The sequence below is a fragment of the Neoroseomonas terrae genome (assembly GCF_018129025.1).
In the GTDB taxonomy this organism is placed as follows: Bacteria; Pseudomonadota; Alphaproteobacteria; order Acetobacterales; family Acetobacteraceae; genus Neoroseomonas; species Neoroseomonas terrae.
Genome location: NZ_JAAEDI010000029.1, coordinates 1 through 21,653, shown reverse-complemented (window position 1 = coordinate 21,653; position 21,653 = coordinate 1). Strand labels below are relative to the sequence as shown.

Annotated in this window: 24 protein-coding genes; 7 read left to right on the top strand and 17 right to left on the bottom strand. The window is 70.7% G+C overall.

Going from position 1 to position 21,653, the window contains the following annotated elements:
* The first annotated feature begins 1 nt into the window (after position 1).
* A complete protein-coding gene (locus GXW78_RS22710) occupies positions 2-1,255 on the top strand; it encodes a M16 family metallopeptidase (RefSeq protein WP_211871190.1) in 1,254 nt (417 codons plus the stop codon).
* Between the two features lie 12 nt (positions 1,256-1,267).
* Here the strand turns inward: GXW78_RS22710 and GXW78_RS22705 are convergent, their stop codons facing one another.
* The gene (locus GXW78_RS22705) at positions 1,268-1,918 is read right to left on the bottom strand and encodes a histidine phosphatase family protein (protein WP_211871189.1); all 651 of its coding nucleotides are present in this window, start codon (positions 1,916-1,918) and stop codon (positions 1,268-1,270) included.
* 70 nt (positions 1,919-1,988) lie between these two features.
* Between GXW78_RS22705 and pgi the strand changes: the two genes are divergently transcribed.
* Positions 1,989-3,668, top strand: a complete 1,680-nt coding sequence (gene pgi, locus GXW78_RS22700) for a glucose-6-phosphate isomerase (RefSeq protein ID WP_211871188.1) — start codon at positions 1,989-1,991, stop codon at positions 3,666-3,668.
* On the opposite strand, the gene GXW78_RS22695 is transcribed toward pgi, so the two are convergent.
* From GXW78_RS22695 to GXW78_RS22685, 3 genes are read right to left on the bottom strand one after another with little or no spacing between them, the layout of a single operon-like run.
* The gene (locus GXW78_RS22695; protein WP_211871187.1) at positions 3,653-4,375 is read right to left on the bottom strand and encodes a lysophospholipid acyltransferase family protein; all 723 of its coding nucleotides are present in this window, start codon (positions 4,373-4,375) and stop codon (positions 3,653-3,655) included. The two genes, pgi and GXW78_RS22695, sit on opposite strands and share 16 nt — an antisense overlap.
* Positions 4,372-5,352, bottom strand: a complete 981-nt coding sequence (locus GXW78_RS22690) for a phosphatidate cytidylyltransferase (RefSeq protein WP_211871186.1) — start codon at positions 5,350-5,352, stop codon at positions 4,372-4,374. Before GXW78_RS22690 ends, GXW78_RS22695 begins: the two co-directional genes overlap by 4 nt.
* Positions 5,349-5,987 (bottom strand): CDP-alcohol phosphatidyltransferase family protein, encoded by a 639-nt coding sequence (locus tag GXW78_RS22685; RefSeq protein WP_338147820.1) that lies wholly within the window; start codon positions 5,985-5,987, stop codon positions 5,349-5,351. The genes GXW78_RS22690 and GXW78_RS22685 overlap by 4 nt, the downstream gene beginning before the upstream one ends.
* A gap of 88 nt (positions 5,988-6,075) precedes the next feature.
* Between GXW78_RS22685 and mutL the strand changes: the two genes are divergently transcribed.
* Positions 6,076-7,872: a DNA mismatch repair endonuclease MutL gene (mutL, locus tag GXW78_RS22680; RefSeq protein WP_211871184.1), complete on the top strand. Its 1,797-nt coding sequence runs from the start codon at positions 6,076-6,078 to the stop codon at positions 7,870-7,872.
* Positions 7,873-7,878: 6 nt separating this feature from the next.
* Here the strand turns inward: mutL and rsmD are convergent, their stop codons facing one another.
* The 5 genes from rsmD to GXW78_RS22655 form a co-directional block, all read right to left on the bottom strand.
* Complete coding sequence (rsmD, locus tag GXW78_RS22675) at positions 7,879-8,457, bottom strand: 16S rRNA (guanine(966)-N(2))-methyltransferase RsmD (RefSeq protein ID WP_211871183.1); 579 nt, start codon at positions 8,455-8,457, stop codon at positions 7,879-7,881.
* Complete coding sequence (locus GXW78_RS22670; protein WP_211871182.1) at positions 8,454-9,056, bottom strand: TetR family transcriptional regulator; 603 nt, start codon at positions 9,054-9,056, stop codon at positions 8,454-8,456. The genes rsmD and GXW78_RS22670 overlap by 4 nt, the downstream gene beginning before the upstream one ends.
* 7 nt (positions 9,057-9,063) lie before the next feature.
* On the bottom strand, positions 9,064-10,062 hold the full coding sequence (locus tag GXW78_RS22665) for an aldo/keto reductase (protein WP_211871181.1): 999 nt from the start codon (positions 10,060-10,062) through the stop codon (positions 9,064-9,066).
* A gap of 84 nt (positions 10,063-10,146) precedes the next feature.
* Positions 10,147-11,109, bottom strand: coding sequence for a pseudouridine synthase (locus GXW78_RS22660; protein ID WP_211871180.1), 963 nt, complete (start codon positions 11,107-11,109; stop codon positions 10,147-10,149).
* On the bottom strand, positions 11,037-11,747 hold the full coding sequence (locus GXW78_RS22655; protein ID WP_211871179.1) for a gamma-glutamyl-gamma-aminobutyrate hydrolase family protein: 711 nt from the start codon (positions 11,745-11,747) through the stop codon (positions 11,037-11,039). The genes GXW78_RS22660 and GXW78_RS22655 overlap by 73 nt, the downstream gene beginning before the upstream one ends.
* A 517-nt stretch (positions 11,748-12,264) precedes the next feature.
* Here GXW78_RS22655 and GXW78_RS22650 point away from each other — a divergent pair.
* The 4 genes from GXW78_RS22650 (at position 12,265) to GXW78_RS22635 (ending at position 14,592) form a co-directional block, all read left to right on the top strand.
* Positions 12,265-12,894, top strand: coding sequence for a TetR/AcrR family transcriptional regulator (locus GXW78_RS22650; protein ID WP_211871178.1), 630 nt, complete (start codon positions 12,265-12,267; stop codon positions 12,892-12,894).
* A gap of 170 nt (positions 12,895-13,064) precedes the next feature.
* Positions 13,065-13,559: a DUF2852 domain-containing protein gene (locus GXW78_RS22645; RefSeq protein WP_211871177.1), complete on the top strand. Its 495-nt coding sequence runs from the start codon at positions 13,065-13,067 to the stop codon at positions 13,557-13,559.
* 92 nt (positions 13,560-13,651) lie between these two features.
* Positions 13,652-14,092: a nucleoside deaminase gene (locus tag GXW78_RS22640; protein ID WP_211871176.1), complete on the top strand. Its 441-nt coding sequence runs from the start codon at positions 13,652-13,654 to the stop codon at positions 14,090-14,092.
* A 56-nt stretch (positions 14,093-14,148) separates the two neighbouring features.
* Positions 14,149-14,592 carry a DUF4214 domain-containing protein gene (locus GXW78_RS22635; RefSeq protein ID WP_211871175.1) on the top strand — a complete coding sequence of 148 codons (444 nt, stop codon included), beginning with the start codon at positions 14,149-14,151 and terminating at the stop codon, positions 14,590-14,592.
* A 312-nt stretch (positions 14,593-14,904) separates the two neighbouring features.
* On the opposite strand, the gene GXW78_RS22630 is transcribed toward GXW78_RS22635, so the two are convergent.
* The 8 genes from GXW78_RS22630 to GXW78_RS22600 form a co-directional block, all read right to left on the bottom strand.
* Positions 14,905-15,519 (bottom strand): cytochrome c oxidase assembly protein, encoded by a 615-nt coding sequence (locus tag GXW78_RS22630; RefSeq protein WP_211871174.1) that lies wholly within the window; start codon positions 15,517-15,519, stop codon positions 14,905-14,907.
* A gap of 42 nt (positions 15,520-15,561) precedes the next feature.
* Positions 15,562-15,693, bottom strand: coding sequence for a hypothetical protein (locus GXW78_RS28365; RefSeq protein WP_272876891.1), 132 nt, complete (start codon positions 15,691-15,693; stop codon positions 15,562-15,564).
* Positions 15,690-16,634: a heme o synthase gene (locus tag GXW78_RS22625; RefSeq protein ID WP_246522549.1), complete on the bottom strand. Its 945-nt coding sequence runs from the start codon at positions 16,632-16,634 to the stop codon at positions 15,690-15,692. Before GXW78_RS22625 ends, GXW78_RS28365 begins: the two co-directional genes overlap by 4 nt.
* Before the next feature lie 41 nt (positions 16,635-16,675).
* Positions 16,676-18,271 carry a cytochrome c oxidase subunit I gene (ctaD, locus tag GXW78_RS22620; RefSeq protein ID WP_211871172.1) on the bottom strand — a complete coding sequence of 532 codons (1,596 nt, stop codon included), beginning with the start codon at positions 18,269-18,271 and terminating at the stop codon, positions 16,676-16,678.
* Between the two features lie 22 nt (positions 18,272-18,293).
* Positions 18,294-19,193, bottom strand: coding sequence for a cytochrome c oxidase subunit II (coxB, locus tag GXW78_RS22615; protein ID WP_408904211.1), 900 nt, complete (start codon positions 19,191-19,193; stop codon positions 18,294-18,296).
* Positions 19,194-19,472: 279 nt separating this feature from the next.
* Positions 19,473-20,177, bottom strand: a complete 705-nt coding sequence (locus GXW78_RS22610; protein WP_211871171.1) for a class I SAM-dependent methyltransferase — start codon at positions 20,175-20,177, stop codon at positions 19,473-19,475.
* 169 nt (positions 20,178-20,346) lie between these two features.
* Positions 20,347-21,216: a DMT family transporter gene (locus GXW78_RS22605; protein WP_211871170.1), complete on the bottom strand. Its 870-nt coding sequence runs from the start codon at positions 21,214-21,216 to the stop codon at positions 20,347-20,349.
* A gap of 163 nt (positions 21,217-21,379) precedes the next feature.
* On the bottom strand, positions 21,380-21,653 hold a 274-nt coding region (locus GXW78_RS22600; RefSeq protein ID WP_272876890.1), incomplete at its 5' end, for a GcrA family cell cycle regulator.

Genomic DNA, 21,653 nt, shown 5'->3' with positions numbered 1-21,653 from the left:
GATGACCGACGCCTTCACCCTGCCGATCCAGGTGGTCGGGGCCGGCCCGCTCTCTGCCTGGCTGGTCGAGGACCATTCCGTTCCCGTCGTCTCGGTCGCCTGGGCCTGGCCGGGCGGCGCCTCGATGGACACGGCCGGTCATGAGGGCACCGCGGCCCTTGCCGCCGCGATGCTCACCGAAGGTGCCGGCGACCTTCGCGCCTTGGCCTTCGCCGACGCCCTGCGCGATTCCGCGATCGGGCTGAACTTCACCGCCGGGCGGGACAATTTCGAAGGCAGCTTCCGGTGCCTCGCCGATGCTCTGCCCGAGGCGCTGCGGCTCGCGAAGCTCGCGATGACGGCGCCCCGCATGGATGCCGATGCGCTGGAACGGGTGCGTGCCCGCGCCATTGCCGGCGCCCGCACCCAGTTGGAAACGCCGCGCGGCCAGGCCGGTCGGGCCTTCTGGGCCTCTGCCTTCCCCGGTCACCCGGCGGGCCGGCCACCGAACGGCACGGCGGAAAGCCTGACGATCATCCGGCCCGAGGCGCTGTCGGCAACGCTCGATGCGCAGCTCCGGCGAGATGGGCTGCTGGTGGCCGTGGCCGGCGCCATCCGCCCGGCGGAGCTTGCCGAGCTGATGCAGGACCTGTTCGGCGCCCTGCCCGCCGGGGCCCCCGCGACGCCGCCGCCGCTGCCGCGCTTCGCGAGCTTCGGCCGGCAGGTGGTCCCGGTGCCGGGGCCCCAGTCACAGGTGGTGTTCGGCCAGCCTGGCATCCCACCGCAGGACCCGTCGTGGGAGACGGCGCAGATCGTGCTGCGCGTCCTCGGCGGCGGCGGTTTTTCCTCTCGCCTGATGGAGGCGGTGCGGGTGCAGCGCGGGCTGACCTACGGCGTCGGCGTCGGCATCGACACGCTGTTCGGCGGCGGCGTCATCGCCGGCAGCTTCGCCACCGAGAACGGCAAGGTCGCGGAGGCGCTCGACGTGACCCGCGGCGTCTGGGCCGAGCTGGCCCAGCAGGGCCCGACCGACGCGGAGCTCGAGGAATCGGTGGCCTATCTGACCGGCTCGCTGCCGCTGCAATTCACCGACAGCCGGCGGATCGCCGCGACGCTGCTGGCCATGCGGCGCAACGACCGGCCGCTTGACTGGCTGTCCGGCCGGAACGACCGGCTGCGGGCGATCACCCGGGCGGACGCGGTGCGCTGCGCCGGAACGTTGCTGAAGCCGGACGCGCTGGCGGTCACGGTCGCCGGGGAACCGGTGGGGCTGTAGGCGGGCGCTGCTTCAGCCGCAATTGTGAAAGCCGCCTCCGGGCAGCGGCGCCAGGTCCAGGATGCCAGGGACGCGGAAACCGCCCGCGTCCCCGGGCGTGATCACCAGCGCGGATCCTTCCGGAAAGGCGCGGCCGCCCACGGCGTCGCCGGCCACCATGATGGCCGGCGTCCGGTGGCCGACGAGCACCAGATTCGCCCCCATGGCCACGGGCGACGTGAACAACCGGCGATGCTCCGCCAGCACCCAGGCGAGGCGATCTCCGGCGTAGTCGTCGGCGAGCAGGCTGTCGGTGACCGTCACCCGGTCCGCGCCGAAGGCCAGTTCGGCGGTGTCGCGGGCGCGATAGACCGGCCCCGCCAGCACCGGCCGGGCGACGGGAATGCCGAGTTCCGCCAGCCGCTGGCCGATGCGCACGGATTGGTCGCGTCCGGCGGGCGACAGGTTACGCTGCCCGTCGCGGTCGCCGATGCGGAAGGAACGGTCGCAGGGTTCGCCCCGCGTATCGGCATGGCGAAAGAACAGCACATGGCCGCCGCCGCGCAGCGCCTGGACCAGCGCGAAACCCGCCGGGGTCTCCGGCGTTGCCGCGGTCAGGCGCTGCGCCTGTGCACCGGTCGGCAAGGCCGCACACGCGAGGATGATGCCACGACGACGCCACATGCCGGCGATGTGCTGTACGTTGTGCCGCATGCCAAGCCCCGGCCGCGACGAAGGAGCACACGAAAGCACGATGCCCCGCAGCGACGTTGAAGCGGCCTGGGCCGCGGTGGAAGCGCTCGGCCGGCGGCCGGGCGCCGCGGCGATTCGTTCCCTCTTCACGGCCGATCCGGACCGCCCCGCACGGATGACGCGGCAGGCCGGCGATGTGCTGTTGGACCTCTCGCGCACTGCGATCGGGCCGGAGGTACTGCCGGCCCTGCTGGCCCTGGCCCGGGCCGCCGGTGTGGAGAGGTTCCGCGATGCCATGGCTGGTGGGGAAGCGGTGAACGTCACCGAAGGCCGCGGCGCGCTGCACATGTCGCTACGCATCCCGGATGGGGCGCCGCCCTACCCGCCCGGCCGGGGGCATAGCGAGGCGAGCGACGCCGGCGCGAACCAGTCCGGTACCGCTCTGACCCAGGCGCAGCAGACGCGCGCGCGCATGCGCGCCTTCACGGCCGAGGTGCATGAAGGCCGTTTCCTTGGCGCGACCGGCGAACGCTTCACCGATGTGGTGAATATCGGCATCGGCGGTTCGGACCTCGGCCCGGCGATGGTCGCACGCGCGCTGTGGACGCCCGGCGCGCCGATGCGGGCGCATTACCTCGCCAATGTCGATGCCCATGCCTGGGAGGCGATCCGGCCGCAGCTCGACCCGAAGCGCACGCTCGTGCTGATCGCGTCGAAGACCTTCACGACGCAGGAGACGATGACCAACGCCGCGCTGGTGCGCGGCTGGCTCGCCGAGGCGCTGGGCGACGGCGCAGCAGCCGGGCACTTCGCTGCGCTATCCACGAACCTGAAAGGCGCGGCCGAGTTCGGCATCCCCGAGGCGCGGGTCTTCGGCTTCTCCGACACGGTGGGCGGGCGCTTCAGCCTGTGGAGCTCGATCGGGCTGTCGCTGGCGCTGGCGCTCGGCTGGCCGGCATTCGAGCGGCTGCTGGCCGGCGGTCGCGCGATGGACGAGCATTTCCTCGCGGCGCCACTGGAAGACAACCTGCCGCTGCTGCTGGCGCTGACCGAGGCCTGGCACGTCAACGGCCTCGGCTATCCGTCACGCGCGGTGCTGCCCTATGACGAGCGCCTCGCACGCTTCCCGGCGCATCTCCAGCAGCTCGAGATGGAGAGCCTCGGAAAGGGCGTCCACGCGGACGGCTCTCGCCTGTCCCGCCGCAGCGGGCCCGTGGTGTTCGGCGAGCCGGGCACCAATGCGCAGCATTCCTTCATGCAGCTGATCCATCAATCGCCGGTGCCGGTGCCGGTGGACTTCGTGCTGGTCGCTAGGGCCGATCACTCGAACCCGGACAGCCATCGCAAGCTCCTGGCGAACGGCCTCGCGCAGGCGGAGGCGCTGCTCGTCGGCAAGGACGAGACGACCGTGCGGCAGGAAATGGCAGCTTCGGGCGCCGCGCCGGGATCGATCGACCTCGTTGCCTCCCATCGCGTCTTCTCGGGCGATCGGCCGAGCACTGTGATCCTGGTGCCTCGGCTCGATGCCTTTACCCTCGGCCAGCTGGTGGCGCTGTACGAACACAAGGTCGCCTGCCTCGGCGCGCTGTGGGGGATCAATCCCTTCGACCAATGGGGGGTTGAGTTGGGCAAGGTTGTCGCCGGCCATGTAGGGGCGCGGCTGGAAGGCCGGTCGGCGGGCGTGCACGCCGCGACCGAGGCGTCGGTCGCGGCGATCATGCGGCTTCAGGGCGAGCGCTGACCGGGGGCGAGGCGGCGCACCGCCGCCTCGCAGCGCGCGGCCACATCCTCCCACCCCGCGCGCGTCGCCGGCGCCTCCGTGAAGACCAACGGCGCCCCGATCGCGAGCCGCAGCTTCCCGGGCGCCGGAAAGCCGCGGTGCGGCGGCCAGGCGGCGTGGGCGCCATCCAGGTAGGAAGGCACGACCGGCACCGCCGTGCCTGCCACCATCACGCCGATGCCGGGCTGGAACCGCCCCATCACGCCGTCCCGCGCCCGGGTGCCCTCGGGGAACAGGATGTAGGCGAGGCGATCCTCGACCAGCCTTTCGCGCAGCGTGGCGAGTTCCCCGGCCCGCGTCCGCTTGCGCCAGACCGGCAGCGCATTCACGGCATAGGCCGCGAAGACCGAAGACAGCGTCGATCCGAAGAACGTGTCGCCGGCGGCCAAGGCATGGGCGTGCCGCGCCGCCTGTCCTCGCAGCACGCCCGACAGCGTCAGCGCGTCGAGATGGCTCGTGTGGTTGGCAATCAGCACGAAGGGCGGTTCGGGCAGGTTCTCCCGCCCCGTCACCTCCAGCCGGTGCCAGGTGGCGAGGTAGACGCGCACTAGCGCCCGCCACGCGTTGCCGAGCATGATGCTGCCGAGCCCGCGTTCCCGCGACAGGCTGCGCAGCCGGTCGCCGGTATCGAGCCCATGGTCGCGCGCCGGGCGCAGCGTGAACTTCACGGCCCGCCCGTGATCAGCCGCGTCGGCTGGTCCAGCCCGAAGCCGACGAAGTATCCGATGAAGTGGAAGGACGCAGGCGCAACCAGCAGCAGCGAGTTGAACCGGTCCAGCACGCCGCCGTGGCCGGGCAGGATGGTGCCCATGTCCTTGATGCCGATGTCGCGCTTGATCGAGGACAGCATCAGGTCGCCAGCCTGCGCGCCGATGCCGACGATCAGCCCGAAGGCGATCAGCCAATGCGGCTGCGCCATCGGCGTGCCGCGGAAGATGACGGCCGACAGCGCGGCGACGATGATCGTCGTCACCGTCAGCGCGCCGAGCGCGCCCGAGATCGACTTGTTCGGGCTGGTCGCCGGCAGGAGCTTCGGCCCGCCTATCAGCTTCCCGACGGTGAAGGCGGCGACGTCGGACAGCGCGACGGTTGCCAGCAGCATCAGCAGGATCGGGCGGTAGTTCGGCTCGTTCGCCATGTAGGACAGATGTGCGAGGCCGGCGCCGAACAGCATGTAGGCGAAGATGCCAAGGGCGGTGCGTTGGATGTAGCCCTCCGGCCGGTCGCGCGGGATGGTGCCGATGACGATGACACCGACGGTAAGCGGCCAGAGGGCGACGAAGAACCCATACCAATGATCGAGCGCGGCGAAATTCGCCGCCAGGATGCCGAGCACGACGATGGCGGTGACCAGCGGCTCGCGGAACAGCCCTGTCGCGCGGTCGAATTCGCGCAGGCAGGCGAGGCCGAGCAGCGTCACCGCGCCGATCACCCATTCGCGGCCGAGCAGCACAGGGCCCATCATCAGCGGCAGCAGCAGGCACCAGGAGCCGGTGCGCAGCCAAAGCTCGCGCCGCAATGCCGGCGTACCGCGGTTCGTCAACTGCATGGCGCCGATGATGGCGAAGGCGACAAGCAGCGCGGCGACGGTCGCGCCGATGATGCCGATCGTCACCGGGTGTTCGAGCGCGGGATAGCGGATCATGCGCGCCCCCGCAGCGCGACGGCGGCGCGCGACAGGCGTAGCCAGGCGGTCAGCAGCGAGCCAAGGGTGATGACGGCAAGCGTCGCCTGCACCGCGACGGGGCCGCCCCAGGCGCCGGGGACCACCGCGCACCAGATGGCGAGCGCCGTCACCAGCGCCATGCGGTGCTGCTTGGCCATCGGCCCGCCGAAGTCGGAGGGCGCGCCGGCGGCCCGCGCCGTGGTGCGGATATAGGCCGTCAGCATCGCCGCCAGCGCCGCCCCGACGCCGAGCGACAGGCAGCCCGCCGCGACGCCAAGCCCGACCAGCACGGCGGTGTCCGAGACGCGGTCGGGCACTTCGTTGAACAGCTCGCCCACCGGGGAGGCAACGCCGCGGCCGATCGCCACCATGCCGTCCAGGAGGTTCGCCATCAGCCGCGCCTGCACCAGCAGCGCGCCGAGCAGCCACAGGAGCCAGGCGAGCCCGGGCAGCCAGCCGGTTGCCGCGAAGGCCAATCCCGCCGCCAGGCCCGCCATCATGCCGGCCACGGAAATGCCGTTCGGCGAGGCGCCGCGCGCCACCAGCGCCGCGGCCATCCGCTGCGTCACCCCCAGATTGCGCGCCGCGATGGGCCGCCGGTCCGATTCGTCCACCCCGATCCCCCTGCCGTGACCCATGACCATGGCGCAGCGGCGCAACCGGCGGAAGGAAAGGCTTCGTGGTGCATGTTATGGTCGTCACATGTTCGCCGCCGCGGCCGAGTCGTTCACCCGGCCCCTGATCCGCCGCCTCTCCGAGACCACCGCCAATCGCATCGCCGCCGGCGAGGTGGTCGAGCGCCCGGCCGCCGCGGTGAAGGAGATCGTGGAGAACGCGCTCGATGCCGGCGCGACGCGGATTTCCGTCGTGCTGGAAGGCGGCGGGATGGACCGCATTCTGGTCGAGGATGACGGCATCGGCATGGGGGCGGAGGACCTCGCCCTGGCCATCGAACGCCACGCGACCTCGAAACTGCCCGAGGAGGCGACGCTGTTCCGCATCGCCACGCTGGGCTTCCGGGGGGAGGCGCTGCCATCCATCGGCGCGGTGGCGCGGCTGTCGATCACCTCGCGGCCGGCCGGCGCAGCGGCGCATCGCATCGCGGTGGAAGGCGGGCAGGTCGGCGCGGTCGCCCCGGCTTCCGGCGCGCCGGGCACGCGCGTCGAGGTGCGCGACCTGTTCTTCGCCACCCCGGCCCGTCGCAAATTCCTGCGCCACCCGCGCACGGAAGCCGAGCATGCGGTCGAGGCAGTGCGACGGCTCGCGCTCGCCTGGCCGGCCGTGACGTTCCGCGTCGAGAGCGACGGGCGGGAGGCGCTGTCCCTGGCGGCCTCGGATTGGGAAGGCCGCATCCGGCAGGTGCTCGGCCCGGGCTTCGCGGTGGCGGCGGTGCCGGTGGAGGCGGTCGGCGTGACGCTCGACCTGCGCGGGCTGGCGGCGCTGCCCTCCTTCACCCGGCCAACGACGATGGGCCAGCATCTGGTGGTGAACCGGCGGCCGGTGCGGGACCCGCTGCTGCGCGTGGCGCTGCGCGTCGCCTATCGCGACCTGATCGCGCAGGGGCGGCACCCGGCCGCCGCGCTGTTCCTCGACGTGCCGCCCGAAAGCGTGGACGTGAATGTCCACCCGATGAAGACTGAACTGCGCTTCCGCGAGGGTGACCAGGTGCGCGGTGCGGTCATCTCGGCGCTGCGGCGGGCGTTGGCGGTTGGCGCCGGCACGGCGGTGGCGATGCCCTCGCTCACCATCGTCGCGCCACCACCACCCGGGCCAGAACCATTGCCGGCCACTGGCTTCGCCGAAGCCTTCGCGCCACTGACGCCACCGCCGCCGATGCCGGCGGTGCAGCGCGCGCTTGGCTTGGCGCCGGCGCCGCAGCCCTTGCCGGCTGTGCAGCGCGAACGGGCGCCGGAGGCGCACCCCCTCGGCCGCGCCGTGGCGCAGATCCTGGAAACCTACGTCATCGCCGAGGCGCCGGACGGCGCCCTGGTGCTGGTGGACCAGCACGCGGCGCATGAACGGCTGACGCATGAGGCGCTGAACGCCCAACTCGTCGATGGCGGCGTCCGCGCCCAGCCGCTGCTGCTGCCTGCCGTGGTGGATCTGCCGGCCGACGATGCGGACCGGCTGATCGCGCATGCGGACACGCTGGCGCGGCTGGGGCTGGAGATCGAAGGCTTCGGCGGCAGCGCGGTGCTGGTGCGCGCGGTGCCCGCCCTGCTCGGCAACCCGGAACCTGCGCCGCTGCTCCGTGATCTCGCCGAGGAGCTGGCCGAGCTGGGCGAGGCGGCCTCATTGCAGCGGCGGCTGGATGCGGCGGTGGCGCGGCTTGCCTGCCACGGCAGCGTGCGCGCCGGGCGGCGGCTCAACGCCGCGGAGATGGACGCGCTGCTGCGGCAGATGGAGGCGACGCCGCGCGCCGCGACATGCAGCCACGGCAGGCCGACCGTGCTGCGGCTCGATGCGGCAGCCCTGGAACGGATGTTCGGGAGAAAGTAGCGCGCGCTACTGCGCGTCCTCCGCCTGCTCGCCCGGCGCGCGCAGCACATGCAGCGTAGCAGCGCCATGGCTGCGGTTCGCCACCGCCACATAGCCCGGCAGGTCGAGCGCCTCATCCTGCGCGGTCTCCGCAACCAGCAGCGCCCCCGGCGCGATCCAGCCTGCGGCGTGCAGCCCGACCACCGTTTTCGGAACCAGCGCCTGGCCGTAGGGCGGATCGAGGAACACCAGTCCGCACGGCACGCGGGCGCGCGGCGGGCGCGTGGCATCGGCCGTCAGCACGGCGCTGCGCGGTTCCTCCTTGCAGGCGGCGATATTCGCGCGCAGCGCGGTCAGCGCCGCGCGATCCGTCTCGATGAAGGTGGCGTGGTTGGCCCCGCGCGACAGCGCCTCCAGCCCCAGCGCGCCGGTGCCGGCGAAGGCATCGAGTACGAGCTGGTCCTGCACCACGGTGCGTCCGCCCCAGGGAGCGTGCCACAGCATGTCGAACAGCGCCTGGCGCACGCGATCGGCGGTCGGTCGCGTTGCCGCGCCCTCCGGCGCGCGCAGCACCCGGCCGCGATGCCGCCCGGCGATGATCCTCATGCCACCGCCGTCGCGCCGAGGCCGCGTAGCAGCAGCGTGGTGATGCGGGAGAGTTCCGCCTCGGCCGTCGCGGCGTTGCCGCCATCGCGCACCAGGTCGGGGTGGTGGAAGCGCGCGGTCGCGACCAGCACGGCGCGGGCATCGTCCTGCGGCGCCGCGACGCCGGGCAGCGTGCCGTCAGCCTTCCCTGCCGCGAGGATGGCGGCGATCTGGTCCACCAGATGCGCGACATGCGCCGCGATAACCTCCGGGCTTTCCGAGGCGACACGGTGGAAGCCGGCGAACATCTCCGGGTCCTCGAGCACCTTGCGGCGCTTGATGACGGCGAGCGCGGCCAGCCACTCACGCAGCCGGGACGGCGGCGCCGCCTCGCCCGCCGCGATCAGCGCGAGCGGCGCGGTCACATCGGACAGCCATTCCTCCGCCACCGCCGCACGCAGCGCCTGCTTGCTGGGGAAGTGGCGATAGACGTTGCCATGGCTCATGCCGAGCCGCTTCGCGACGTCGAGCACGGTCAGCTTGTCCGGCCCGTGCCGCCGCAGCAGCGCCGCGGCGGCATCCAGGATTCTGGTGCGGGTATCGGGGGACGGAAGGTCCATCCCTCTCCTATGCCGCCGGGGCGCGCTCGCTGTCGAGCATCGCCATCTGCTCGGCCGCGTAGCGATCGCCCGCGACGGCGCCGTTGGGGATCGCGGCTTCGAAGGCGGCGATGGCCTCGGGCGGCAGGTCACGCGTCACCGTGGCAAGCGCCTCGGCGAGCCGTTCAGGGCGCCGCGCGCCGATCAGCGGCAGGATGTCCTCGCCGCGCGACAGCACCCAGGCGATGGCAGCCTGTGCCGGCGTGACGCCGAAGCGGGAGGCTGCGGCGGCGAGCGCGTCCGCCAGGGCGACGTTGCGCGCCAGGTTGTCGCCCTGGAAGCGCGGCGAATGGGCGCGGAAATCGGTCGCACCGCCTGGGCGGCTGCCGCCGAGCAGGCCGCGCGACAGCACGCCATAGGCGGTGATCGGGATGCCGCGTTCGCGGCAGGCGGCGAGCACGCCGCTCGTCTCGATGCTGCGGGAGGTCAGCCCGTATTCGATTTGCAGCGCGGCGACCGGCGTGACGGCGTGGGCCTTGGCGATGGCGCCGGCACCGGCCTCGGACAGGCCGAAATGCCGCACCCATCCGGCCTTGATCAGGTCGCCGATGGCGCCCGCCACCTCCTCGATCGGGGTGTCGGCCAGGATGCGGGCGGGCATGTAGAGGTCGATGTGATCCAGGCGCAGCCGCTTCAGCGTCATGGCGAGGAAGTTGCGGATGGCAACCGGCCGTGCATCGAAGCCGCCGAAGCCGCCGGCCGGATCGCGCAGCGCGCCGAACTTCACGGCCACGAAGGCCTTGTCCCGGCGGTCGGCAAGCGCCCGGCCAAGCAGCATCTCGTTATGGCCGGAGCCATAGAAATCGCCGGTGTCGAAGTACGTCACGCCAGCGTCGAGCGCGGCATGGATGGTGGCGATGGAGGTGGCCTCGTCGGCCGGGCCGTAGAAATCGCTCATCCCCATGCAGCCGAGGCCGAGGGGGAAATGATCGCGGCCGCCGAGGCGGCGGGGGGTGGAGAAGGACATGGGTCGGCACTCCGGTTGCGATGACCGGAAGCTAGCGTCGCACAAAAGAAATGACAATATCTGTTTTATGTCATCGCTTGATTGTCATGTTTCGCGCGGCTTGCGCCCCGCCCGTCCATGCACCGGCCGGCGCGATCCCATCGAGGCGTTGCGCGCGCGTGGTGCCCGGCGCGGACCTTCGGGCGGTGCCTCCTCGGTCACCACGGTCTGCGCGACTTCCCGGAGGCGCTTCGGCGCATCGAGGCCGAGCTGATCGCGCAGCACCTTGGCGTTGACCTCCTCAACCGCGCCGCGCGGCAGTGCGCCGAGTTGGAACGGTCCGTAGGCCGTCCGGATCAACCGCGTCACATCGAGGCCGAGATGCGCCATCACGCGCCGCACCTCGCGGTTCTTGCCTTCCTTGATCGAGACGGTGAGCCAGGAATTCGTCCCCTGCCGCGCATCGAGCCCGGCCTCGATCGGGCCATAGACGACGCCGTCGATGGTGATGCCGCGGACGAGCCCTGCGAGCGCCTGCTCATCCACGCGTCCATGCACCCGCACACGGTAGCGGCGCAGCCAGCCATTCGACGGCAGTTCCAGCTTGCGGGCGAGTTCCCCGTCATTGGTCAGCAGCAACAGCCCCTCGCTGGTGATGTCGAGCCGACCCACGCTGACTAGGCGCGGCAGGCCGGCCGGCAGGCGCTCGAACACGGTCGCGCGGCCTTCCGGGTCGCGATGCGTCGTCACCAGCCCGTCCGGCTTGTGATAGCGGAACAGCCGCGTGCGCTCGGGCGCGGCGACCTGCTTGCCATCGACCGTCACATGGTCGCCCGGCGTGATGAAGGTCGCGGGCGTCTCCACCACCTTGCCGCCGAGCTTCACGCGGCCCTCGGCGATCATCTTCTCCGCATCTCGGCGCGACGCGACACCGGCGCGCGCCAGCCACTTCGCGATGCGTTCCCCGCGCTTGGGGTCGTCCTGGTCGTCGTCGCTCACCGTGCCGCCTCGATAAAGGCTGTGAAGATGGACGGATCGCGCGGATCGACCGCGTATTCCGGGTGCCATTGGACGCCGAGCGCGAAGCGATGGCCGGGATGCTCCACGCCTTCCACCACGCCATCCGGCGCGACCGCGTTGACGATGCCGGACCCGGCCGTCGCGACCGCCTGGTGATGCGCGGAATTCACCGCCATGCGCGGCGCACCGACGATGCGCGCCAGCAGCGTGCCGTCGGTGATGCGGATGTCATGGCCGGGTTCGGTGCGCGGGTTGGGCTGTTCATGCGCGAGTGCGCCGGCGACCTCGTCCGGGATGTGCTGGATCAGCGTGCCGCCGAAAGCCACGGCAAGAAGCTGCTGCCCGCCGCAGATGCCGAGCACGGCCTTGTCCCGCTTCAGCGCCGAGCGCGTCGCGGCCAGTTCGAAATCCGTCCGGCCGGGCTTCAGCGTCACCTTGGGATGCGGCGGTCCGCCACCCCACAGCGCAGGATCCACATCGAAGGCGCCGCCGGTGACGAGCAGGCCGTCGATCTCGTCCATGTAGGATTCCGCGAGATCGGGCCGGTGCGGCAGCGCGACCGGCAGGCCGCCGGCGGCGACGACCGCGTCGAAATAGTTCTGCCGCAGGGCATACCAGGGCAGCTTGGACCAGCCGCCGGCAGGCTCCGAATCCAGGGTGACGCCGATCAGGGGACGGGTGCGCATGGCGCTTGGTAGCGAGGGCGGCCGCGCCGCGTCCAGCGCGCCGCGCAGGGCATCTGGGATGCAGGCAAGGAATTCGCGCCAGCCACCGAAGCGGCGCCATCGCCCTGATAGGACCGCGATCCGGGCGCCCTGTTCCCTTTCAGACGGGAGAGGGGCGCCGCCCCTCTCCCGACCTCACCTCGCCAGGCCATCGTACGGCCTGGATGGCCGGTACCTGGCATCGGGCAAAGAGCATCCGGCCTTCAGCAAAGGGTGTTCCGGGCACGGGGATAGGTTTCGGCACTCGTCCTGCCAGCTGCGCTCAGCGCCAACTGGCGGTTTGCAAAGGCCTTTCGGCCTTTGCCGGGTTGGGGTTCGGGGAGGGGCAGAGCCCCTCCCTGATCCAATCGATGAGGCTCATCTCCGCGCCAATGCGGCAAAGCACCGTCGACGCCGCAGCGGCAGCCGTCAGAGCCGGCCGCATCATTCTGCGCGAAGGTCTTGGCGCCGCGCCGCCGGCAATGCAAATGATCCTCACATGTCCCGGTTCGGCGAAAAACGCGGCTACCATCACGGCAACCTGCGGGAGGCGCTGGTCGCCGCCGCCGGCGAGCTGATCGCCCGGCACGGCCCCGCCGGCTTCACGGTGGCGGAGGCCGCCCGCCTCGCCGGTGTTTCCCCTGGCGCGCCCTATCGCCATTTCCGCGATTCCGAGGCGCTGCTGGCTGAGGTCGCACTCCGCGGCTTCGACCGGTTCGCTGAGGCGCTCACCGCGGCCTGGGCCGGCGGCCTCCCCGATCCGCTGCGCGCCTTCGAAGCGCTCGGTCGTGCCTATCTCGACTTCGCGCGGCGTGAACCGGCCTTCTATGCGGCAATGTTCGAGACACATCTCGACAACGCCACGCATCCCGGGCTGTCCGCCGCCGGGGACCGGGCCTTCGGCGTTCTGCGCGAGGCGACGGAGCGGCTGATTGCCGACCTGCCGGAAGGAAAGCGCCCCCCGGCGCTGATGGTCGCGCTGCATATCTGGTCGATGGCGCATGGCATCGCGGCGCTGTTCTGCCGGCCGGACGGCGCGCGGCGGCGGCTTCCCATGCCGGCGGAGGACCTGCTGGAGGCCGGCCTGCTGATCTACCTGCAAAGCCTCGGTCTCGCGGGCGGACGATAGCGGTCCGTTTCGACGGAGAGCTGACGGCGCGTTTCCGTGTCCTGCGCGCACCGGTGCGCGCCTTCCATAGGAACTTCGAGCGCGGATTCCCCTTGACCGGGCTGGTTCCGATGCTCAATGTAAATGTCGCTTGCATTTACATCCCGCACGCCAAGCAGATGAGGAGCACCATGTCCGGTACCGCCTATCCCGACGCCGCCGACTATCCCGGCCGCCGCGAGCGCCGCTGGCGGGACAACCGCTACACAGCCGGCCCCTGCGCCGGCTGGACGCCCTGGAACATGCCGAAGCCGCTGATGATCGCGGGCATGATCCTCGGCTTCATCCTGTTCTGGCCGATCGGCCTCGCCGTCCTGTTCTTCATGATCGGGTCGGGCCGGATCGGCCGGCGCTGGGCGCGGCGCTACGGCATGGAGCCAGGCGCGCACGCCCCCGAGGGGCCTACCGCCTGGCCGACCTGGTGCGGCGGGCCGCGTTCCTCGGGCAATGCCGCCTTCGACGAGTACCGGCAGGAGACGCTGCGCCGGCTGGAGGAGGAACAGAAGGACTTCGCCGCGTATCTGGAGCGGCTGCGCTTCGCCAAGGATCGCGCCGAGTTCGAGCAGTTCATGACCGAACGTCGTCCGCGCCCGCCAGCGCCGCCGACCGAGCCGCAGCAGAACTGATGCGTTCCTGACGACCGCCCGGCTGACCTTTCAGCCGGGCGGCTTCCGCTGACACTTTGGCGGAAGGCGCGATCTGCTCTACGGGTCGGGCCATGACGCCCATCGAACGCGCGCTGATCGAAGCCGCCGCCGCCGCCGCGCGTGGCGAGGTGCCGGTCGGCGCAGTCGTCACCGACGCCACCGGCGCTGTGCTGGCTGCCGCCGGCAACGAAGTCGAAGCCCGCAACGACCCCACGGCGCATGCCGAGATCCTCGCCCTGCGCGCCGCCGCCGCGCGCCTTGGTTCCCCCCGCCTGCCCGACTGCACCCTGACCGTCACCCTCGAACCCTGCCCCATGTGCGCCCAGGCAGCGTCCTTCTTCCGGGTGAAGCGGATCGTCTTCGGCGCCTACGATCCCAAGGGCGGCGGCGTCGAGCACGGCGCACGCATCTTCGCCGCGCCATCCTGCCATCATGTGCCGGAGATCGTGGGCGGCGTGCGTGAGACCGACAGCGCCACCCTGCTGCGCGCCTTCTTCTCCGCACGCCGTTGACCCTCGCCACGCAAGGCGGCATTCCTCGATCGGCAGTGGGAGTGAGGCAGGACGCCATGCGCGAAGTGAACGGCAACGACCTGCTCGGCGGCAGCGACCACGAGTTCGTCGTGAACCTCTACACGCTTATCCTGAACCGCTGGCCCGACGAGGATGGCTACCGCCACCACCTCCTGCGCGTCGAGAACCGCCCCGAGATGCGCCGCCAGCTGATCGACGAGATTGTCGGCAGCCCCGAAGGGCAGAACCTAGGAATGACGGTGGTTTGGCCGGGGGAGGCCGCGGCAGCGGCCGCGCCACCCGTGCCGCCACCGGCACCGGCCGCGCCCACCGATCTGGCCGGCGCGCTGGCCCAGTTGCGCAGCGGCCTTGCGACGATGGAAGCGGCGGCGCTTGCCGAGGCGCAGCGGCTGCTGAACGAGACCCTCGCCGCCATCGCGGCGCATCAGGTCACGCAACTCGAGGCCCGGATCGCGCGGTTGGAGCAGCGCGGCGGGTAGCGGGATCCGTCCGGCGAGGTTGGGCCGTTGGAGGGGCCTTGCCCCTCCAAACCACCCCACCAAAGGCCGAAAGGCCTTTGGAAGCCTCGATTTGGCGCAGGGCAAAACGGTGGCGCGGGACCCGCGAATGGGCGCGGCGGCCCGGTAGCGCTTCCGGTGTGGGCCTCCGAGCCTCACCCTGCCCGGACGCGCGGTATTGGTTTCCAAAGGCCTTTCGGCCTTTGGTGGGGTGAAGTTCGGAGAGGGGCAAAGCCCCTCTCCGCAAATCCGTCACACTGACAGGCGAGCGCCGAAGGGCACCCCCACAACACGTCAGTTCGCGCGCGTCCCGGCCCGCCCGACATGTGCCCCCGCATTCGCGAGCGCGCCGGCGCGCTCCGCATCCTCGATCGTGCGGAAGAAGGTGTAGGACAGGGTGATGGTCGTGACGTCCCGCGTGTTCGGGTCCTCGGCGATGCGCGGGTCCACCCAGAAGGAGAGCGGCATGTCCACCCGCTGGCCGGGGGTCAACGTCTGCTCGTCGAAGCAGAAGCAGGCGACCTTGTGGAAGTAGCGGCCGACCTTCTCCGGCGTCACGTTGTAGACGGAGATGCCGGTGACCGGCGTGTCGGCGCGGTTGTTGGCTGTGTAGAAGGCGAGGCCTTCCTCCCCCAGCCGCACCGTCATGCTCGCCTGCTCGGGCTGGAAGCTCCACGGCAGGTTGCGGTCGGTCTGGGCTGCGAAGCGGACCTGGATGGTGCGTCCGGTCGCGCCGGGTGCCGCGGCGCCGGTCTGGACCGTCCCATTGTAGCCGGTGACGCGGCAGAACAGGTCGTAGAGCGGGACGGCCGCGAAGGCGAGCCCGACCATCCCGACCACCACGGTCGCAAGGCCGATGCCGGCCCGCCGGTTGCGGCGCTGGATCGCCGCGGCGCGTGTCTCATCCATGGCCGTCATCTGCGCCACCGGGGTCGGCTTGGCAAGGCTGCGTCAGCCGCGCAGCAGCCGCGCCATGCCGACGAAGTAGAACAGCGCCGCCAAGCCGATCAGCACCAGCAGGATGGCGATGCTGCGTCCCCGGCGGCGGCGCTCGAACAGCGCGCGTTCCTCCTCGGGCGTCATGCGCCAAGCACCAGGTGGTCCGCCACCAGCGCGGCGAACAGGATGAACAGGTAGTACAGCGAGTAGCGGAAGCAGGCGCGGGCCGGCGCATCGTTCGTCAGGCTGCGGCCGGTCTCATCCTGTCGGTCGCGCAGCACGGCGATGGCGTGGCGGAGGAAGAGCCCGCCCAGCACGGCCGCCACGACGGCATAGGCCGGGCCCGAGAAACCGACGAGCCACGGCACGAGCCCCAGCGGCGCCAGAACCGCGGTGTAGATCACGATCTGCCGCCGGGTTTCCCTGGCACCCGCCGTCACGGGCAGCATGGGCACACCGGCCCTCGCGTAGTCGTCATGCGCCCACAGGGCGAGCGACCAGAAATGCGGCGGGGTCCAGACAAAGACGATGGCGAAGAGGATGATCGGCACCATCGTCACGTCGCCGGTCACGGCCGCCCAGCCGATCACCGGTGGGAAGGCACCGGCCGCACCGCCGATGACAATGTTCTGCGGCGTCCGCCGCTTCAGCCACATCGTGTAGACGAAGACGTAGAAGGCGATCGACAGCGCCAGCACGAAGGCGGCTGCGACATTGGTCGCCATCCACATCATGGTGACGGAGGCGACCGAGAGCCAGATGCCGAAGGCGAGCGCCGCCCGTGGGGCGATCCGCCCGGCCGGGATCGGTCGCTTGGCCGTACGACGCATCACCGCATCGATGTCGCGATCGTACCACATGTTGATGGCGCCGGCGGCGCCGGCGGCGACGGCGATGCACAGTATGGCCGTCGCCGCGAGCACCGGGTGCATCGCGGTCGCGCCAGGTGCCACCAGCATGCCGGCCAGCCCCGAGAAGACGACGAGCGACATCACCCGCGGCTTCAGCAGGGCGATCCAGTCGCCCACCTCGGACATGTCGTAGGACGCAGGAAGGGGGGCGTTGCCCCCCTGTCCCGGTTCCATGGCGGCTTCGCTCATGGTCGCTCCGTTGCTGCGGCGTCCGGTTAACGGATGCGAGGCAGCTCATCGAAGGTGTGGAAGGGCGGCGGGGACGAAACCTGCCATTCGAGCGTCGTCGCACCCGGGCCCCAGTAGTTGTCGGCCACCTTCTCCTTCGAGCGGAAGGTCAGGAAGACGACGTAGAGGAACAGCAGCAGCGACGCGGCCGAGATGTAGGACCCCACCGAGGCAATCAGGTTCCAGGCCGTCAGCGCCTCAGGATAGTCCGGATAGCGGCGCGGCATGCCCTGGTTGCCCGAGAAGTGCATCGGGAAGAAGGTCAGGTTCACGCCGATGAAGGTCATCCAGAAGTGCACCTTGCCCCAGAACTCGGGGTACTGGTGGCCGCTCATCTTGCCGATCCAGTAGTAGAAGCCGGCGTAGATGCTGAACACCGCGCCGAGCGACAGCACGTAGTGGAAGTGCGCGACGACGTAATAGGTGTTGTGCAACACCTGGGTGATGCCGGCATTCGCCAGCACGACGCCGGTGACGCCGCCGACGGTGAACAGGAAGATGAAGCCGATGGCGAACAGCATCGGCGTCTTCAGCTCGATCGAGCCACCCCACATGGTGGCGATCCAGGAGAAGATCTTGATGCCCGTCGGCACCGCGATCACCAGCGTCGCGGCCATGAAGTAGGCGCGGGTGTTCACGTCGATGCCCGACTGGAACATGTGGTGGGCCCACACGATGAAGCCCACGAAGCCGATCGCGACCATGGCGTAGGCCATGCCGAGGTAGCCGAACACCGGCTTGCGGCTGAAAGTGCTGATCACGTGGCTGATGATGCCGAAGCCCGGCAGGATCATGATGTAGACTTCGGGGTGGCCGAAGAACCAGAACAGGTGCTGGAACAGCACCGGGTCGCCGCCGCCCTCGGGCTTGAAGAAGGCGGTGCCGAAGTTGCGGTCGGTGATCAGCATGGTGATCGCGCCCGCCAGCACCGGCACGGCCAGCAGCAGCAGGAAGGCGGTGACCAGCATCGACCACACGAACAGCGGCATCTTGTGCAGGGTCATGCCCGGCGCGCGCATGTTCAGGATGGTCGTGATGAAGTTCGACGCACCGAGGATCGAGGAAGCGCCCGCGAGGTGAAGCGAGAACAGCGCCAGGTCCATCGCCATCGACGGGTGGTACTGGTTCGACGACAGCGGCGGATAGATCGTCCAGCCCGCGCCGGGCCCTTCGCCGACGAAGGCGGAGGCGAGCAGCAGCAGGAACGCCGGCACCAGCAGCCAGAAGCTGATGTTGTTCATGCGCGGGAAGGCCATGTCCGGCGCGCCGATCATGATCGGCACGAACCAGTTGCCGAAGCCGCCGATCAGCGCGGGCATGACCACGAAGAACACCATGATGAGGCCGTGCGCGGAGACCAGCGCGTTCCACATCTGGCCGTCGGCGAAGATCTGCATCCCCGGCTGCTGCAGCTCGATGCGCATCAGCACCGAGATGCCTACGCCGATCAGCGACGCGAAGACAGCGAAGATGATGTAGAGCGTCCCGATGTCCTTGTGGTTCGTCGAGAACAGCCAGCGGGACAGGAAGCCCGGCTTGTGGTCGTGGTGGGCGTCGTGATGCGCGTTCGATGCGGTGGCCATCGTTCTTCCTCCGGATCGCGCCTTAGCGGCGCGCCTCCGCAATCTGCACGGTGTCGTCGGTCTGGGCGGGCGCGGCGAGCGCCGGCGCGGCCGGCTCCTCGGCGCGGGCGAAGCGCGTGCGCGCCTCGGCCACCCACTTGTCGAAATCAGCCTGGCTCACGGCGCGCACGGCGATCGGCATGAACCAGTGGTTGGTGCCGCAGATCTGGTTGCACTGGCCGTAGAAGACGCCTTCGCGGTCGGCCCGCATCCATGTCTCGAGCGCGCGGCCCGGGATGGTGTAGCGCTGGATGCCGAGCGCCGGGACGAAGAAGGAGTGGATCACGTCATAGCCCTGCGTGATGACGCGGACATTGGCGCCGATCGGAATCACCAGCTCGTTGTCGACCGCGAGGCGATAGAGGTGGCGCCGCTCCGGCGGCAGCTGATCCTCGGGGATCGGGTAGCTGTCGAAGGCGAAGTTGCCGTGGTCCGGGTAGCTGTAGTGCCAGTACCACTGGCGCCCCTGCACGTTGATCGTGAGGTCGGCGTTGGGCGTCCGGTCCTCGTAGTAGATCAGACGGAAGGACGGGATCGCGATGACCAGCAGGATGACCACCGGCACGACCGTCCAGGCGACCTCGAGCAGCGTGTGGTGGCTGGTGGTCGACGGGGTCGGGTTCGCCTCGGCGCGATAGCGCCAGAGGCACCACGCCAGCAGCCCCGCGACCAGGATCGTGATCAACACGATGATGATGAAGATCAGGTTGTTGAAGTCGTGGATCGCTTCCTTGATCGGGCCGCCTGCTTCCTGCAGGCCCATGCCCCAGGCGTGCGGCGCGCCGACCATGCCGCCCTCCTGCGCCAAAGCCGGCGTCCCCGCCAGCACGGCCCCCAGGCCGCCCATCGCCGCCCCGAAGCGCTTCAAGTCGCTCAACCGCATCACCATTCCCCGTGCGCGTCGCCGCATCAGCATCACCCGTGCGCGTCGCCGCGCACTCCTAGCCCGTGCGCGTCGCCGCGCAACCCCAAGAACTCCGCCTCCGCCGCCCTCGACCAGGGAACCGGTCAGGACGAAGCATGCGCCGCCAGCCCAGGGGCCCGGCGCCGCGCGCGGACCATAGTCGCGCGACCCCTGACCGCACAAGGGAGCACGCCCGCCGACGGCGCAATCCTGCGCAGCCGGAACGTTAGCGCTGGCGGTGCGCGAAGCTGGCCGCTGCTACGCCGCGGCGAGTGCGGATGGCTGTTCCGCCGGGTTGCGCATCTGCACCAGGGTGAAGATGCCGACGGGCGGGCAGGGCTCGATGCTCTCGACCGTCGTCGTCTCGGGCGAGAACAGGTCGCGCAGCGCGAAGTCCGGATGCCAGCCGAGGCGACGCGCCAGCGGCGCCATCGCCCGTTCGATCCACCAGCGCGGCCCGCCCTCGGCCGCGAAATGATTGACGAACAGCAGGTGGCCGCCCGGGCGCACCACGCGCGACATCTCGGCGAACAGCCTCTTTGCGTCCGGCACGACGGATGCCGTGAACATCGCGACCGCGATGTCGAACGACCCATCGGCGAAAGCCATGTCCTCGGCGTTCATCTCGACCAGGCCGCGAACATTGGCGAGCTTCTCGGTCGCCACGCGTTCACGCGCCTTCTCCAGCATGTCGCGAGACAGGTCGATGCCGACCACCTGATGGTCCCGCCGGTAATGCGGCAGGGCGAGTCCGGTGCCCACCCCCACTTCCAGCACGCGCGGCCCGCCGAGGCGGTTCACCGCGGCGACGGCCCGTCGCCGGCCGAAGCCCGACACCCCGCCGAACACGACATCATAGACGCCCGCCCAGCGGCGATAGGCTTCCCGCACGCTGTCGGCATCGAGCGTCGCTCGCGCATGCCCGCGTTCCTCGGCCCCCTTGGCCAGTCCGATGTCTGTCATCGATTCCCTCACGCCCGCGCCCCGGACGCCGGGGCCGCAGCACCCCGGCGGGCCGGGAGGCCACCGAAACCATGCAAGCGATGCGTCGCTTCGCTAGACCAGCGGGGGCCGCGACGCAAGATTCCCGGCAGTCAAAGACCATCCGCCACTGGGCTTTCCAGGCGTTCCCTCAGCCCAGGCGCCTCCGGTCCGGAAGCGCGACCAGAATGCCGCCCGCCGCCACGATCACCATGCCCAGCACGGTCAGCACATCCGGCACGTCCCCGAACACCAGCACGCCCGCCAGCACGGCCCAGATGATCTGGGTGTAGGACATGGGCGCGAGCAGGCTGGCCGGCGCGCGCGCGAAGGCCATCACCAGCAGCCCATGCCCCGCCCCGCCCAGCACGCCGAGCAGCACCAGCGCGGCCCAGCCCTCGGCCGTCGGCCAGGTCCAGGCGAGCGGCGTGGTCGCCGACATCACCACCGCCGCCGCCAGGCTGGTGTGGAAGATGGTGGTGTGCGGGTCGTCCAGCGCGGCGAGGCGCCGCGTCAGGATCTGGTACACCGCGAACAGCGCTGCCGTGCCCAGCGGCAGCACCATCGCCCAATGCACCGGCGCCGCACCGAACAGGAAGGGCGGGCGCAGCAGCACCACGACGCCGAGCAGCCCGATCGCCACCCCCAGCCAGCGCCGCCAGCCCACCTTTTCCTTCAGCACGATCGCCGCCAGGGCAATGGTGAAAAGAGGCGAGGCGAAGCCGACCGCCGTCGCATCCGCGAGTGGGATGTGGACCAGCGCGGTGGTGAACAGGAAATTGCAGGCCGCGAGGATGAGGCTGCGCAGCGTCTGCCAGCCTGGTGCGCGGCTACGCCAGGGAAACTGGCCGCCGGCCAGCCGCAGCGCGACTGCGACGGTGACGAAGCCGAAGAGAAAGCGTGCCCACATCACCTGCGTCACGGGGAACCCCGCGGTCAGCAGCTTGATGATGGTGTCCATGACGACAAAGGTCGCCAGCGCCGCGAGTTGCAGCGCCACCCCGGCGAGGCGTGATTGCATGTCGCGGCCAGCATTGCCGCAATGCGGCGGGAGCGGAAGGTGGCGCTTCCGAAACGCAAAAGAAAAGCGGGCGAAGGGTAGCCGGGAGGGACAGAGACCCTCCCCGGCGCGCGCAGCGCCCGGTGGCGCGACCCCTCAATCCGGGCCGCGACCAGGCATAGGGCTACGCGGCGTCCTCGCGCCGGTCGCGCGGCTTCACATAGGCCATCGCCGCATGCTCGGTGCAATAGGGCTTGCCGGCCATGGGGTCGGCGCCGCAAAAGCGGAAGCCGCTCGTCCCCGGCTCACCGATCGGCCAGCAGCAGCTGCGCGATCCGAAGCGCGGCCGGGCCGCCGGAAAGGCGCGCACCACCGGCGCCGGCGGCGCGGGCGGCACGATCGCCGGTGCCGGGATCGTCGCGGCACGCAGCATGGTCGGCGGCGGCGCGACGCGCGCG